This window comes from Pseudomonas rustica, assembly GCF_018336155.1.
GTDB classification, from domain to species: domain Bacteria; phylum Pseudomonadota; class Gammaproteobacteria; order Pseudomonadales; family Pseudomonadaceae; genus Aquipseudomonas; species Aquipseudomonas rustica.
Genome location: NZ_JAGYHF010000001.1, coordinates 341,787 through 356,404 on the forward strand (window position 1 = coordinate 341,787; position 14,618 = coordinate 356,404).

Here is a 14,618-nt window from a genome sequence, read left to right on the forward strand (position 1 = left end):
CGACAGCTCAAGCACAGAGATAACGACGTTTCGGCCAAACTTGGACGCAAAGACGCGGGATCACCGAACGATTTCCCACACGTGTTGCCCACCGAACCTACGAACACCATCCGGGGTTTCCCACGATTTCAATCACCTTGGTCTGACCACCCGGTTTTGCAGATGCGGTCTAAGCTCTGGAGGGTCGATTTGCCTTGGTTCACGGAGGACTGAAATATGCTGTTGTTGTGGATACTGGTTTTGATTGTCGGCGTGGCGTATATCGCCCACCGGCGTATCGCCCCGCTGCCCGCGTTGGGCATCGTTGCCGTCTACTTATTGGCAATGGGCATTTTCAGTCACGCACCGGGCTGGCTGCTGCTGGTGTTCTGGGTGCTGCTGGCGGTGGTCGCCGCGCCGTTGCTGCTGCCTGACCTGCGCCGCAAACATTTCACCGCGCCGCTGTTCAACTGGTTCCAGAAAACCCTGCCGCCGATGTCGCAGACCGAGCGCGACGCGATCGATGCCGGCACCGTGTGGTGGGATGGTGAGCTGTTCAGCGGCCGTCCGGACTGGGACAAACTGCTGGCCTATCCCAAGGTGCAACTGACCGAAGAAGAACAAGCCTTCATCGATGGCCCGACCGAAGAGCTGTGCGCGATGGTCACTGACTGGCAGATCGGCCAGTCGATGGACTTGCCGCCGGAGGCCTGGACACACATCAAGGAACACGGTTTTTTTGCCCTGATCATTCCGAAAGAATTTGGCGGTAAAGGCTTCTCGGCTTACGCCCACTCGCAAGTGGCGATGAAACTCGCGACCCGCAGCGGCGACCTCGCCTCCACCGTGATGGTGCCCAACTCCCTCGGCCCGGCCGAACTGTTGCTGCATTACGGCACCGACGAACAACGCAATCATTACCTGCCACGCCTGGCCCGTGGCGACGACATTCCGTGCTTCGCCCTCACCGGCCCGCTCGCCGGTTCCGATGCCGGTGCAATGCCCGACACCGGGATTATCTGCAAAGGTCAGTGGGAAGGTCAGGAAGTCATTGGTCTGCGCCTGAACTGGGAAAAACGCTACATCACCCTCGGCCCGGTGGCGACGCTGCTCGGCCTCGCATTCAAAGCGTATGACCCAGAACACTTGCTCGGCGACAAGGAAGACCTCGGCATCAGCCTGGCGCTGATTCCGACTGACACCGATGGCGTGGAAATCGGCCGTCGTCACCTGCCATTGGGCGCGGCGTTCATGAACGGCCCGAACTCGGGCAAAAACGTGTTCATCCCGCTGGACTTCCTTATCGGCGGTCAAGAGATGCTCGGCAAAGGCTGGATGATGCTGATGAACTGCCTGTCGGTCGGCCGTTCGATCTCTTTGCCAGCGGTGGGTACCGGTGCGGCGAAATTCACCAGTCTGGTCACCGGCCAGTACGCGCAGATTCGTGAGCAGTTCAACGTGCCGCTGTCGGCGTTCGAAGGCATTCAGGAAGCGATGGCGCGCATCGGCGGTAACGCGTGGATGATGGACGCGGCGCGGATGCTCACGGCCAACGCGGTGGATCTGGGCGAGAAACCGTCGGTGCTGTCGGCGATCCTCAAGTACCACCTCACCGAACGCGGCCGCGAATGCATCAGCCACGCCATGGATGTCCACGGCGGCAAGGCGATCATCATGGGCCCGAACAACTACCTTGGGCGCAGCTGGAACGGCGCGCCAATCTTCATCACCGTGGAAGGCGCGAACATCCTGTCGCGCAACCTGATGATCTTCGGTCAGGGCGCGATTCGCTGCCATCCGTTCGTGCTCAAGGAAATGGCCTTGGCCGGTCGTGAGGACAAGGATCAGGCGCTGAAAGAGTTCGACGGCCTGCTGCTCAAGCACATCGGTTTTGCCGTGAGCAACGCCGCCAGCACACTGGTGCTGAACCTTGGTTTCGGCCACTTCGAACATGCGCCGGGCGACAAGATCAGCCAAGGCTACTTCCGCGCGCTTAACCGTCAGGCAGCGGCTTTCGCGATGCTTGCCGACTTCAGCATGATGCTGCTCGGCGGTGAGCTGAAACGCCGCGAGCGTCTGTCGGCGCGACTGGGCGATGTGTTGAGCAACTTGTATCTGGCTTCGGCTGCGCTCAAGCGTTATCACGATCTGGATTCGCCGGCCTACATGGAGCCGCTGTTCCGCTGGGCGATGGAAGAAAGCCTCGGCCAGGCGGAGCGGGCCATGGATGAGTTGCTGCGCAACTTCCCGAACAAAGTCTTCGGTTGCCTGCTGCGCGTCATCGTCTTCCCGTTTGGCCGTCGTCACAAAGGCCCGTCGGACAAACTTGGTGCCGAAGTGGCTGGCGTGATTGGTCGGGCGAAAGGCGATCCGGCGCTGGAAGAATTGCTTGCCGGCTGCTACCGCCCGCAATCGCCGGACGATGCGGTCGGTGCGCTGCAACACGCCAGCGATCTGCTGACGGCTGCGCAACCGCTGCATAAAAAGCTGCATGCGTCGCTGAAAAACGGCCAGGTCAAACCGGTCGCCGGCGAACACGCGATCGACGCGGCACTGGAGGCCGGCGTACTGCAAGCGGTGGAAGCGCAGAGCCTGCGTGATGCCGAAGCGGCGCGACGCAAGGTGATCGATGTCGATGATTTCGACAAAGAGGAGCTGAAACAGGCAGAGGGCAAAGTCCGCTGATCCTGAGACCCATGTCCAAGCGGGCGCAGGAGCTTTATACTCCCGCGCCCGTTTTGCTCTTGAGGACTTATCTCGTGTCCAACGTCGTTGCCGATCATCTTGTGTTGCTCGACCACCTGCGCAGTATCCTGGTCGCCGTAGGTGAGGCCGAACAGGTTCCCGAAGAAAGCCATGCCTTGTTTCTGGAGCGTTTCGACGAACTGCTCGCTTCGTTGCCGATCGATCCGATCGAAAGCCAATACCTGGGCCAGGACATCCTGACTCAAGTGATTAGCCGTTATCCGCAAATTGCCCACCTGATCCCGCGGGATCTGCTGTGGTTCTTCGCCGGTGACTGCCTGCATTACTTGGCCGATGAAGAAATCGACTTGTATCAGGCGCTGGAAGAACGTCGTTTCGAAGCTGAACAGAACGACGAACCGTTCGACTGGAATCAGGAAAAGCAGTTGCTGGCGATGTCTGCTCAGGACAGCAAGCACTGATCAAATAGATTGGTTGAAGATCAAAAGATCGCAGCCTTCGGCAGCTCCTACAGTGGAATTACGCAATCCCCTGTAGGAGCTGCCGCAGGCTGCGATCTTTTGCTTTTGCGCTACAACAACCCTTCGCTTTCAGGCAGTTCATACGCCATCGCGGCGTTACTAGTATTGCCCACCTTCCCCGGCTTGCTCAGGGTCGGTTCCTTCTCCAGACACTCCACCAGAAAATCGATAAGCACCCGCAGCTTCGGCGGCAAATACCGCGTCGGCGAATGCAGTAGCCACAGCCCACCGTGATACGAAGCCAGGAACGTCCAGTCCGGCAACACCTGCACCACCAACTTCTGCTCCAACGCATAACGCGCAGTGAAGTACGGCAGGCTGCCAATGCCGATGTGCTGCAACACTGCACCCAACCGCACGCCAGTGTGATTGGCGGCATAGCGACCACGCACACCAACCGTCACCGCTTTGCTGCCCTTCTTGAATTTCCAGCGCGCATCGCTCGGGGTTTCGCCCAGATAAATACAGCTGTGATTGAGCAAGTCATGCGGATGCGTGGGTGTGCCGTGCTCGGCGAGGTATTGCGGCGTGGCGCAGAGCATATGGTCGATGGTCAGCAATTGACGTCCGACCAACCCCGCCGGCGGCCGATCGGTGATGCGGATGGCCAGATCAACATGATCATCGATCAGATCGACCTGCCGATCCTCCAGCAATAACTCGACATCGACTTTGGGATAGCGCCGCAGAAACTCCGGCATGTGCGGATGAATCACAAAGCGCCCCACCGCTTTCGGCACGCTGACGCGCACCAGCCCTTCCGCTTCGTGGGTGAACTGGCCGCTGATTTCCATCACCGACTTTGCCGCGCTAACCATCTCCTGACAACGCTTGAACACCTCTTCGCCGCCATCGCTCAAGCGCAGTTTGCGCGTGGTGCGCTGCAACAAGCGCGTGGCCAGGGCTTTCTCCAACCGCGAGATGCTGCGACTGACCGCCGACGGCGAAGAGCCCAGTTGGCGAGCCGCTTCAGAAAAGCTGCCGGTCTCCACGACCTTGACGAAAATCGCCATTTCACCGAGCAGCGGTAGCGGCAGATTGATGCTCACAGCGCACAAGTCCTTTGATGTTTGGATGGATTATCACGTTATTGCACGATTCATATAATAAAAACAGAACTTTAATAAGGCCTGAAACATGACGCTTCGCCTGTTTTTCCACAGTGATGACCTCAAGGCCAACGTGGAAGTCCTCGACTGCACACCCCACGAAAACGAATATGCCGTGGTGCTCCGTGCCACCCTGTTTCACCCGCAGGGCGGTGGTCAGCCTTGCGATACCGGCTGGATCGGCGAAAGCCAGGTGCTGCGCGTGGTGCAGGAGCCAGAGCGCATCGTGCATTTCGTTGATCGCCCGGTAGCGCTCGGCATGACTTGTATCCGCGTCGACGAAGATCGCCGTCGCTTCAACACACGCATGCATTCGGCCGGTCACCTGATCGGTCATTTCGTCCAGGCAATGGGCTGGACACCGATCAAGGCGCATCACTGGCCGGACGAAGGCCGAGTGCAATTCAAACCGAGCGATGTCGCTCAGGAAGTCGATGCCGAGACCGTTCAATACGGCGTCGGCCAGTGGATCGAACACGATCTGCCACGCCTCACCTCGCTGCGCGAAGGCGCACGGGAAATCAGTTTCGGTGAGCTGCCAGCCTACGGTTGCGGCGGCACCCATGTACGTAGCCTGAAGGATCTGGGCACAGTCACGATCGCGTCCCTCTCGCAGAAGAAGGGCACGCTGTCCGTCCACTACAGCGTGGATTGAGCATTTCGGGCGCTGCCGCCCCGCAGCGCCCGACGCCGTGGAACCGCACTCGCCGGTTCCGTTGACTATCGATAGATGGACCTAAAATAAAATGATGCTAGACGTCGAGCGTCTCGATGAGACGTGCATAAAAAAACTGGCCAACGAAGAAGTCCTCGCCATCCGCGTCAAAGGCTTTTTGCCCAAGCCGCTGGCGATCGAAATTGGCGACAAGATCCTCGCCCCGGGCTATGAGGGCTACATCAACGCGCCGAGTATCGGCCGAATCGGCATGGCGTTTTACGAGGCAGAAAATCAGCCGATGCTGATCGAGGATTACTTCGAACTCGCCACCCGCAACATTGCCGAGCTCCGCCATCGCTGCGCGCCCTACTCCTCGCCGGTCGACACGCTGCGCTGCATGCTCGACGAATCCTGGCCGGCCGGTGCGCATCTGGAAAACCTCTACGGACGCAAAATGTACGTCGGCCTGTCGCGCGTGGTGAAGCCCGGCGTGTGCTTTCTCGCCCACCACGACATTTTCGCCAAGGACGCCCCGGACAGTTTTCAGGCGCGCAGCCTCGATGCGCAATTTGCCTGCAACGTGTACCTGAACATGCCCACCGAGGGCGGCGCATTGCAGATGTGGGACGACGACATCACGCCGGATCAGTTCGACGAAATGCGCGGCGACAGCTACGGCATCGACCCGGCGCTGTTAGGCCGCCCGGCCCTTGAGGTACGCCCCGAACCCGGCGATTTCATCATGTTCAATTCGCGCTGCATGCACTCGGTAACCCCGGGCGTGGCCGATCCGCGTTTGAGCCTTTCCTTCTTTGTCGGCTATCGCGGCAATGCTTCACCCCTGACTTTCTGGAGCTGAGATGTATTCGAATTACCTGGGCGAGTTTCTGGCGCTGGCCACCATTCACTTCCTTGCCGTGGTCGCTCCCGGCCCTGATTTCGCGGTGACCATCCGCCAGAGCGTGCGCTTCGGAAGGCCGGTGGGGATCTGCACCGCGCTGGGCATTGGTGCGGGGATTTCCGTGCACGTTTTGTACACGTTGCTTGGGGTCGGCGCGTTGATGCACACCACGCCGTGGTTGCTGACCGTGGCGAAAGTGGTTGGCGGTGCTTACATTTTGTACCTCGGTGTCAGTCTGATTCGCAGCAAACCGAAGACAGCACTGGAAGGGGAAAAAACGGCCGAGGAACCACTGGTGGAACAGTCTTTGTTCAAAGCGTTCAGCACCGGTTTTCTGACCAATGCAACCAATCCCAAAGCAACCCTGTTTTTCCTGGCGATCTTCACCACGATCATCAGCGCCAGCACGCCCCTGCAAATCCAGGCCTTCTATGGTTTGTGGATGTGTTTTGTAAACGCGCTGTGGTTTGTGATCGTCGCGCTGTTCTTCTCCAGCAACAAAGTACGCGTGCTGTTTATGCGCATGGGCCACTGGTTCGAACGCAGCATGGGGGTGATTTTGATTCTGTTCGCCGGGCGCTTGATGCTCTCCATGTAATGCAAAAAAAGTCCCGGCGATGCCCGCCGGGACTTTTTCATTTGTGCGCCTCTTTTGCAGTTCTGTGCGACACATCCCGTTTAGAGCCTCCCACGGCAGGTGCTTGCAGTGTTAGTTTGCGAAATGTTTCTGACACACCCGTCGGCAACATCTCATTAACCGCCTGCAAAGGAATGCCTCCGTAATGGACTTTTCCCTCAAGCAACTGGCCGCCGCTACCCTGATGCTGGCCAGCCTCGCCTCGTTCACCACCGCCGCTCAAGCCAACATCACCCCAGAGCAGAGCGCGGTCATCCTGAAATCCTTCGACGCCAAAACCGTCACGGATTTTCGCGAGTTTCTGGGCAGTCTGGCCAAAAGCGACATCGCTAAAACCGACAACCTCGGCCCGGCCATCAGCGCTTTCCTCGACAACAAAACCCTGAACGCTGAGCAGCAGAACGAGATTCATCGTCTGTTAGGCATTTACACCCGCGTGAAGTACGGCAAAGCCGCGCTGGAAACCCTGCGCGAACTGGTCGAGATTCCGACCTTCCAGAAGGAAGGTGTGGCACAGCACGACAACCCTGAGTTCATCAAGATCGCCGCCAAGATCAAAAGCCTGGCCGAGTCTTTCAACCTGAATTTCCGCAACGTCGATAACCGCGTTTACGAGATTTCGCTGGAAGGCCAGGGCGATGAAGTCGTCGGCATTCACGCGCACGCCGACGTGGTGCCGGTTACCCCGGAAAACTGGGTGCTCAAGGACGGCACCAAACTCGATCCGTTCAAGGTCACGCTGATTGGCGATCGCATGTACGGTCGCGGCACCGAGGATGACAAGAACGGCATCGTCGTCGCCATGTACGCGATGAAAGTCATCAAAGAAGAAAAGCTGCCACTGGCACGCAACTTCAAGCTGTTGGTCGACACCACCGAAGAGACCACCGGCGATGCGATCCCTTACTACTTCGAACACAACCCGACGCCGGCCTACAACATGGCGCTGGATGGCGGTTACCCGGTGGTAATTGCCGAGAAAGGTTATGGCACCGTGATGGCCAACTTCGCCAAGCGCAAAGCTGAAGGCAAAGGCGCCGAAATCACTTCGATGACCGGCGGTCTGGCGACCAACCAGATTCCGTCGGCGTCCGTCGTGACGTTGGTGACGGACAAACCTGCCGAACTGGCGGCCAGTCTGCAAAAGGCCGGCAATGAGTTCGCCAAAAACAACGGCGGCAACTTCGAAGTGGCGGCCAAGGTTGACGGCAAAGACGTCAAACTGACGGTGACCGGTGTTTCTGCGCACTCCTCCGAGCCAGAGTCCGGCGTGAACCCGGTGGCGCGCATGTTGGTGTTCATCAATAGCCTGAACGGCAAAGTCGCCCTCAAGCACAACCAGTTCACCGACGCAGCCCGCTACGCCGCCGACAACTGGGGCCTGGATTACCTGGGCAACACCTTGAAGGTCGGTTTCGCCGACAGCTTCATGGGCCCGCTGACCACTTCTTTGACCTACGTTGGTGAGAACGACAAAGCCTTCAAACTGGCAGTCAATCTGCGCGTGCCGAAGGGCAAATCGCCAGAAAAACTCAAGGCTGAAATCGCTGACAAGCTGAGCGCGTGGACGAAGAAAACCCACGTCGCCGTGACGTTCGATTACTCGATCGCCGAGCCGATGTACCGCAACCCAGAAGGCGAATGGGTCAAGGCGCTGCTGGCAGTGTCGACGGAAAACCTTGGCATGAAGCACGAGTTCGGCACCTCTGCCGGCGCGACGTCGGTGCATGAATTGCCGAATGGCGTGCAGTTTGGTCTGGCGCGTCCCGAGGTGAAATACACCGGGCACACCGATGGCGAATTCAAGACTGTTGACCAGTTCTTGCTGGATCTGCAGATCGTCACCGAAATGATGGGGCGCATCGGGCAACTGCCGAAGCTGTAACGGAAACAAAAAAAGGACCGTAAAGGTCCTTTTTTATGGGCGACGATAAATCGCGCACAAACAAAAACGCCGATCATCACTGATCGGCGTTTTTGTTGAATATGGAGCGGGAAACGAGACTCGAACTCGCGACCCCGACCTTGGCAAGGTCGTGCTCTACCAACTGAGCTATTCCCGCAATGGCGTCCCCTAGGGGACTCGAACCCCTGTTACCGCCGTGAAAGGGCGGTGTCCTAGGCCACTAGACGAAGGGGACACAGGCTACAACTTTCACTAATAAAAACGCCGCTCACTGAGCGGCGTTTCTAGAATTTGGAGCGGGAAACGAGACTCGAACTCGCGACCCCGACCTTGGCAAGGTCGTGCTCTACCAACTGAGCTATTCCCGCAAATGGCGTCCCCTAGGGGACTCGAACCCCTGTTACCGCCGTGAAAGGGCGGTGTCCTAGGCCACTAGACGAAGGGGACACGCTACCCGGAACACATGGTGTGTGTTTCGGTGTCCAGATCCGCATCCGAAGACTTGGTTCTGGTTTCACTCAGCACCGCCCGAAAGCACTGCTGTTTAAAAATGGAGCGGGAAACGAGACTCGAACTCGCGACCCCGACCTTGGCAAGGTCGTGCTCTACCAACTGAGCTATTCCCGCAATGGCGTCCCCTAGGGGACTCGAACCCCTGTTACCGCCGTGAAAGGGCGGTGTCCTAGGCCACTAGACGAAGGGGACACGCTACAACTTCACTCCCTACCGCGTTTCGCTGTGTGCTTTACGCTGTAAGTGGCGCGCATTCTATGGATGGATTAAGGGGTCGTCAACCCCTTGATATAAATTTATTTAAATCAATGACTTCGACCTGCTTTACCAAGTCAATCAGGCTTTTCCGTCGCCCGACGATTGACGCCTATATTCCGCCACTCGCCAAGGCGTTATAGTCCACCGCACAGTGATGGCCATATGCGCTTACCGCGCCAGCATTCATCTAAGCAGTGCGTGGCCGATATAGACAGAAGCTACCGATCCAACGTGTCGAGCAGCGGCAGCCAGCTGAATGCCGAGCCACTGAACTCGCAAGTGAACCCTATAAAGAGGTCTTACCGGTGACACCACTCATGATCACCCTGCTAGTCGTAGCCGGGATCGCAATTCTGATCGCCATTGGCTACATGAACCATGTGGTGGAAAACAACAAACTGGAGAAGGCCCGCACCAAGGTCGAACTCAACGACCGCCTGCGCCGCTGCGGCGAACTGACCGAGACCTTTCCCGGCCAGTTCATGACCCCGGCGCTCAAACTGTTGCTGACCCGACTGGAACTCAACGTCTGCCAGCGCCTGCTCAACCTGGAAAAAACCAGCGCCACCACCAAAGCGCGCATCAGCGAACTCAGCGCACTGGTCGCCCAGGGCGAATCGATCCCGGTCAACAACCCGCCGGCACCGATCCTGACCGAAGCCAAAGCCAAAGACGTGCGCTTCCTGCTCGAAGCCCTGCACGGCCAAATCACCCGCGCCGCCCACGACGGCTTCCTGCCACCGAACGAAGCCAAACAGTGGATCCGCGAAGTCCGCCACATCCTCGTACTGCTGCACATCGAATTCTTCAACAACCTCGGCCAACAATCCCTGCAACAAAACCAACCCGGCCAAGCCCGCCTCGCCTTCGAACGCGGCGTGCAATACCTGCGCAAACAACAAGACCCGCAGGCCTACGCCGAACAACTGCAATACCTGGAAAAACTGCTCGCCCGCGCCAACGCCCAGGTCATGGACAAAATTGCACCGGTCGAAGGTGAAGAGAACCAACTGACCACAGGTTTGAAAGATGTAGAGGCGGATGCGGACTGGAAGAAGAAAGTGATTTACGACTGATTGAAGAAGTAGCGAGAGAAGCCACCGGGAGGTGGCTTTTTTGTGGGTGATAGATGGGGACTGAGGGGAATTTCAGGCCGCTTTCGCCAGCAGGCTAGCTCCCACAGTTGGATTGGGTGCGGACAGTCAGATAATGGTTGGTTGTGAGGCCGTCATCGCTGGCAAGCCAGCTCCCACAGAGATTGAGTACAACCGAAATGAGTCGGCTGTCAGGCCGCTTTCGCTAGCAGGCTAGCTCCTACAGTTGGATTGGGTGCGGACAGGCATATAATGGTTGGTTGTGAGGCCGTCATCGCTGGCAAGCCTACTCACACAGGGATTGAGTACAACCGTAGAAATGGGTCGGCTGTCAGGCCGCCTTCGCGAGCAAGCTCTGCTCCTACAAAATTAAAATCAAAAGATCGCAGCCTTCGGCAGCTCCTACACAGGATGAGCGCAAGCTCGGCTGCGGCTTTTGATCTTGCCGTGCTGGCCCCTTCGGAAGGCTGAGTGGAGGGGTTTATCCGGGGGTAGGAGCGCAGCGACGTTTGGCGCAGCCAAACACATCGAGAGGAGGTGCAGCGAAGCAAACCGGAGGCGATGCCCCCGGATGAATCCCGTAACGAAGGAACCCCGAGCCCCAGCGAGCGGGCCGAACGCCGGGGCCCAGACCTTTGCTTCCTTTGGGGCGTCTGCCAAAGGGAGTCGCTGTAAGAGCGAAACCGCCAGCCGCAACCCCCGAAGAACCGGATATACACCCAAAACCCCAAGAACATGGTCGGCCCAAAGGCCGCCAAGCCACACCAAAAGCGTCAAAGCCGAAAATGCCCAACCATCCCCCGCAACCCAACCCCCAACTGCGCCAGCTCCACACTAGAAGCCGCATTCCCCCGCATAGCCAACGAAGACTGATCCGCACTCGCACGAATACTCGTCACACTGCGATTAATCTCCTCCGCCACCGAACTCTGCTCCTCGGCCGCCGCCGCAATCTGCTGATTCATCTGCTGAATCAACGAAACAGCCGCCGCAATACTCCCCAGCGCACTCTCCGTCTGCAGCGCATCACTCACCGCCAGCTTCACCAACTCACCACTGCTCTGAATCTGCTGCACCGACGAATGCGCCGCCGCCCGCAACGCACTGACCAATCGCTCAATCTCCTCGGTCGACTGCTGCGTACGCCGCGCCAACGCACGCACCTCATCCGCGACCACCGCAAAACCCCTGCCCTGCTCCCCGGCGCGCGCCGCCTCGATCGCCGCGTTCAACGCCAACAGATTGGTCTGCTCGGCCACACTCTTTATCACCCCCAGCACCGTGCCGATATTCTGAATCTCGGCACTCAGGCTCTCGATGCTGGAACTCGCCGACGTCGCCGAATCCGCCAACTGCTCGATCCGCGCCATGCTCTGCCGCACCACCTGCTGACCACTCTCAACCTTGCTGTCTGCGGTTTGCGCCGCCAACGCGGCCTCTTCGGCATTGCGCGCAACATCATGCACCGTCGCCGTCATCTGATTCATCGCGGTGGCAACCTGCTCGGTTTCCTCCTTCTGACTGCTGACCTCAAGATTGGTCTGCTCAGTCACTGCCGACAGCGATTGCGCCGAACTCGCCAACTGTTCGATACCCGCCTGCAACCCGCTGACAATCGTGCTCAACCCCGCGCCCATCTGCTGCATCGCCAGCATCAACTGGCCAATTTCATCACGACGCGTCACCGGCACTGTCGCACTCAAATCCCCCGCCGCAATCTGCTGCGCCACCTGAATCACACTGCGCAACGGCGCAACGATCAACCGCGTGATCACCCACGCCGCGATCAACCCGACCAACAGCGCCAACGCCGACGAAGCAATAATCAGCAACGAATTCTTCTTCAGCTCAGCCTGCATCGCGCCGTCTTCAGCGACGTACGCCTGATTGACCCGCTCCACCACTTGCGCGGCCCGCTGATGCAATTGGTCGTAGACGGTTTTTTCCTGCGCCAACAACCCGGTGTACTCCGCCAGCTTCTCGTTGAAACCGGCAATGTGCCCCGACACTTCATTGAGCACCGTCAGATAACCCTCGTCCTTGACCGTCGACTTCAGCGCCTCGGCCTGCGCCTGAGCCTGCGCGGCCTGCTCGATATTGCCTTTGTCGGCACCGTCGGCATCGCCCTTGCGACTTTGATCCAGGCGAACCCGCGCCTCGTTCATCGCCTGCAACATCAGCCGCGACACCTGACTGACCTGACTGGCTTGCTCGATGAATTGCGCACCGTCCTTGCCCTCGGACTCTTTCAGGGTATAGGCGCCGTCGTCCGCCAACCCGGCCTGCAACACATCGAGGTTATTGGCGACGCTGGACACCGACCAACTGGCCATCTCCAGTGCCAGATCCTTGGTCTGGGTCAGCGAAACAAATTCATCGAAGGCCTTGCGATACGCCTCCAGCGATTGCACGACATCGTTCATCACCGGCAGGTTGGCCGCTGATTGCGCCTTGAGCGCGTTGGCTTGAGCAATCAGCCCATCGACGCCTTCACGCAAGGCATCGGCGGTTTTCGGATTGCCGCGCAACGCATATTCCTGCTCCAGCAGCCGCACATCGAGCAGACCGCTATTGAGCGATGACATCTGTTTGAGCCCATCAAAACGCTGACTGATGGTTTGCAGAGACCAGACGCCAATCGCCGCGACCAACGCGGTCAACAGCAGCACCAGTGCAAATCCGATACCCAGTTTTTTTGCCATACCGAGGTTGGCAAAACGTCCTTGCACGGCCGAAATCATTGCGCTTAATCCCCTGCCAAAGTCTGTGAACGCAGAGTCGCAACGGCCAACAGGCAGCACAAGTCTCTGGCGTCGGAATAATGGCAAAAAGCTACGTCCGCGTCGTTTTCAGGACACTCGAGGTCGATCCGCACAAGTGTTGCGAAAAAACTGCCGCGCGCGCGGATCACATGCATGCGCCACATTGATCCGCTGCCAATCGCTGCTTTCGCCACTCGGACTGAACACACTGGACGCCGACAGCAACACACCACTGCGCTGAGCCTGGCGACACAACCGAACATCATCGGTCTGCGGGGCCCGCGCCCAAATGAACAATCCGCCCGTAGGCTTGCCGAACACCTCCCAATCGGCGTCTTCCAGCAACTGCAATGCGGCGGTGCGATCGGTATTCAGGCGCTGGCGCTGGCGCTGCACCAGTTTTCGATAAGCGCCGCTGGCCATGAGGCTTGCCACAACCGCCTCACTGAAGCTCGAGGCGCCCATGCTGCTGATCATCTTCACTTGCGCCAGACGGGCAATCACCTCAGGTTCGGCGAGGACGAAACCGACCCGTAATGAACTGCTCAGGGTTTTCGAAAAACTGCCGACGTAAATCACCCGTTCATCCAGCGCCGCCAGCCGGGTACCGTTGCCACTGTGTAGGTCGGCGTAGACATCGTCTTCGATCAGGCGCACATCATGCAGCCTGCACAAGTACAAAACCTGCTGAGCCGCGGCCGCTGTCAGGCTGGTACCCGTGGGATTGTGGTGATGACTGTTGATGAACATCGCCACCGGGCGAAATTCACCCAGCAATCTTTCAAGCGCGTCGAGATCAGGCCCGGTCGGCGTGCGGCGCACCTCGATCATGTTCACTCCGTTCAAGCGCAGCAGATTGAACAGTGGCGCGTATCCGGGTGTTTCCACGACCACGCAATCTCCCGCTTGCAACAGGGTGCGCACGATCAAATCCAGTGCATGGCTGGCACCCGCAGTGGTGAGCAATTGCTCTGCAGGCGCATCGATATTGAATATTTTCAGGCGTTTGACGATCTGCTCGCGCAGCGCCGGAAGGCCTGCCGCGCTGCTGTAGTTGAACAGGCTGGCCATGTCCGTGCGGGCAACTTCGCGGATCGCATAGCTCAAGTCATCGGACTCGCGCCAGCTCTCGGGCAAGCCGCCACCGCCCAGCTTCAATCCGCCAGCAGCGCCGTAGAAGCCACTGCAACCAGCCTCGCCCTCGCCCTGTCCGCACAGCGTCTTGGGTGACGCGGCCACCATGAACCCCGTGCCTTGGCATGAAGCCAGAATCCCCTGCGCGACCAGCCGCTCGCAGGCCTCGGTCACACAGGACTGGCTGAGCAAGTTGCCCCGGGCAATTTGCCGAACCGAGGGCAAACGAGTGGCGGGCGCGACGCCACTCTGCGCGACCCACTCCGTCATTCCATCAACGATTTGCTGCACCACTGGCACCAATGCCTGTCGGTCGATTCTCAATTCCATGAGCGCACAAACTCCTGTCCGTTTTGCTGGCCGCAGTAAATCACAGCCGCCGTCAGGAGGCTGTGCGACAAAGCCGACAAAAGCGCTCGATCTAACTATTTGATACACAT

General features: G+C 58.7%; 10 protein-coding genes, 6 tRNA genes and 1 pseudogene. 7 read left to right on the forward strand and 10 right to left on the reverse strand.

The window, feature by feature from the left end; genetic code table 11:
• Nucleotides 1-216 precede the first annotated feature (216 nt).
• Both KFS80_RS01560 and KFS80_RS01565 read left to right on the forward strand, forming a co-directional pair.
• The gene (locus KFS80_RS01560) at nucleotides 217-2,664 is read left to right on the forward strand and encodes an acyl-CoA dehydrogenase (protein WP_212543799.1); all 2,448 of its coding nucleotides are present in this window, start codon (nucleotides 217-219) and stop codon (nucleotides 2,662-2,664) included.
• Nucleotides 2,665-2,738: 74 nt separating this feature from the next.
• Complete coding sequence (locus tag KFS80_RS01565; protein ID WP_053122680.1) at nucleotides 2,739-3,146, forward strand: PA2817 family protein; 408 nt, start codon at nucleotides 2,739-2,741, stop codon at nucleotides 3,144-3,146.
• 110 nt (nucleotides 3,147-3,256) lie between these two features.
• Here the strand turns inward: KFS80_RS01565 and KFS80_RS01570 are convergent, their stop codons facing one another.
• The gene (locus KFS80_RS01570) at nucleotides 3,257-4,255 is read right to left on the reverse strand and encodes a LysR family transcriptional regulator (protein ID WP_212543800.1); all 999 of its coding nucleotides are present in this window, start codon (nucleotides 4,253-4,255) and stop codon (nucleotides 3,257-3,259) included.
• A gap of 88 nt (nucleotides 4,256-4,343) precedes the next feature.
• Between KFS80_RS01570 and KFS80_RS01575 the strand changes: the two genes are divergently transcribed.
• From KFS80_RS01575 to KFS80_RS01590, 4 genes are all read left to right on the forward strand, one after another.
• Nucleotides 4,344-4,970, forward strand: a complete 627-nt coding sequence (locus KFS80_RS01575; protein ID WP_212543801.1) for an alanyl-tRNA editing protein — start codon at nucleotides 4,344-4,346, stop codon at nucleotides 4,968-4,970.
• Between the two features lie 91 nt (nucleotides 4,971-5,061).
• Nucleotides 5,062-5,832 carry a 2OG-Fe(II) oxygenase gene (locus KFS80_RS01580; protein WP_053122688.1) on the forward strand — a complete coding sequence of 257 codons (771 nt, stop codon included), beginning with the start codon at nucleotides 5,062-5,064 and terminating at the stop codon, nucleotides 5,830-5,832.
• A gap of 1 nt (nucleotide 5,833) precedes the next feature.
• Nucleotides 5,834-6,472 carry a LysE family translocator gene (locus KFS80_RS01585; RefSeq protein ID WP_212543802.1) on the forward strand — a complete coding sequence of 213 codons (639 nt, stop codon included), beginning with the start codon at nucleotides 5,834-5,836 and terminating at the stop codon, nucleotides 6,470-6,472.
• Between the two features lie 184 nt (nucleotides 6,473-6,656).
• Nucleotides 6,657-8,396, forward strand: coding sequence for a dipeptidase (locus KFS80_RS01590; protein ID WP_053122694.1), 1,740 nt, complete (start codon nucleotides 6,657-6,659; stop codon nucleotides 8,394-8,396).
• Between the two features lie 102 nt (nucleotides 8,397-8,498).
• Here KFS80_RS01590 and KFS80_RS01595 read toward each other — a convergent pair.
• The 6 genes from KFS80_RS01595 to KFS80_RS01620 all read right to left on the reverse strand — a co-directional run bounded on the left by KFS80_RS01595 (nucleotide 8,499) and on the right by KFS80_RS01620 (nucleotide 9,122).
• Nucleotides 8,499-8,574: transfer RNA gene (locus KFS80_RS01595), tRNA-Gly, on the reverse strand.
• 2 nt (nucleotides 8,575-8,576) lie between these two features.
• Nucleotides 8,577-8,652, reverse strand: a tRNA-Glu gene (locus KFS80_RS01600).
• 57 nt (nucleotides 8,653-8,709) lie between these two features.
• Nucleotides 8,710-8,785 (reverse strand) — tRNA-Gly (locus tag KFS80_RS01605).
• Between the two features lie 3 nt (nucleotides 8,786-8,788).
• Nucleotides 8,789-8,864 (reverse strand) — tRNA-Glu (locus KFS80_RS01610).
• Nucleotides 8,865-8,968: 104 nt separating this feature from the next.
• Nucleotides 8,969-9,044 (reverse strand) — tRNA-Gly (locus KFS80_RS01615).
• Nucleotides 9,045-9,046: 2 nt separating this feature from the next.
• Nucleotides 9,047-9,122 (reverse strand) — tRNA-Glu (locus tag KFS80_RS01620).
• 383 nt (nucleotides 9,123-9,505) lie between these two features.
• Between KFS80_RS01620 and KFS80_RS01625 the strand changes: the two genes are divergently transcribed.
• Nucleotides 9,506-10,264, forward strand: a complete 759-nt coding sequence (locus KFS80_RS01625; RefSeq protein ID WP_053122697.1) for a hypothetical protein — start codon at nucleotides 9,506-9,508, stop codon at nucleotides 10,262-10,264.
• A gap of 791 nt (nucleotides 10,265-11,055) precedes the next feature.
• Here the strand turns inward: KFS80_RS01625 and KFS80_RS27205 are convergent.
• The 3 genes and pseudogenes from KFS80_RS27205 to KFS80_RS01635 all read right to left on the reverse strand — a co-directional run bounded on the left by KFS80_RS27205 (nucleotide 11,056) and on the right by KFS80_RS01635 (nucleotide 14,508).
• Complete coding sequence (locus KFS80_RS27205; RefSeq protein WP_420851012.1) at nucleotides 11,056-11,937, reverse strand: methyl-accepting chemotaxis protein; 882 nt, start codon at nucleotides 11,935-11,937, stop codon at nucleotides 11,056-11,058.
• Nucleotides 11,917-13,023: pseudogene (locus KFS80_RS27210) on the reverse strand (HAMP domain-containing protein); the annotation flags it as partial. The gene KFS80_RS27205 and the pseudogene KFS80_RS27210, both read right to left, overlap by 21 nt.
• Before the next feature lie 108 nt (nucleotides 13,024-13,131).
• Nucleotides 13,132-14,508: an aminotransferase-like domain-containing protein gene (locus KFS80_RS01635; protein ID WP_212543804.1), complete on the reverse strand. Its 1,377-nt coding sequence runs from the start codon at nucleotides 14,506-14,508 to the stop codon at nucleotides 13,132-13,134.
• Between the last annotated feature and the right edge of the window lie 110 nt (nucleotides 14,509-14,618).

Bases quoted from the DNA above. Each gene is read 5' to 3' on its own strand.
- KFS80_RS01635 (WP_212543804.1), bottom strand. From the start codon at position 14,508: ATGGAATTGAGAATCGACCGACAGGCATTGGTGCCAGTGGTGCAGCAA.
- KFS80_RS01590 (WP_053122694.1), top strand. From the start codon at position 6,657: ATGGACTTTTCCCTCAAGCAACTGGCCGCCGCTACCCTGATGCTGGCC.
- KFS80_RS01625 (WP_053122697.1), top strand. From the start codon at position 9,506: ATGATCACCCTGCTAGTCGTAGCCGGGATCGCAATTCTGATCGCCATT.
- KFS80_RS01585 (WP_212543802.1), top strand. From the start codon at position 5,834: ATGTATTCGAATTACCTGGGCGAGTTTCTGGCGCTGGCCACCATTCAC.
- KFS80_RS27205 (WP_420851012.1), bottom strand. From the start codon at position 11,937: ATGCTGGCGATGCAGCAGATGGGCGCGGGGTTGAGCACGATTGTCAGC.
- KFS80_RS01575 (WP_212543801.1), top strand. From the start codon at position 4,344: ATGACGCTTCGCCTGTTTTTCCACAGTGATGACCTCAAGGCCAACGTG.
- KFS80_RS01580 (WP_053122688.1), top strand. From the start codon at position 5,062: ATGATGCTAGACGTCGAGCGTCTCGATGAGACGTGCATAAAAAAACTG.
- KFS80_RS01560 (WP_212543799.1), top strand. From the start codon at position 217: ATGCTGTTGTTGTGGATACTGGTTTTGATTGTCGGCGTGGCGTATATC.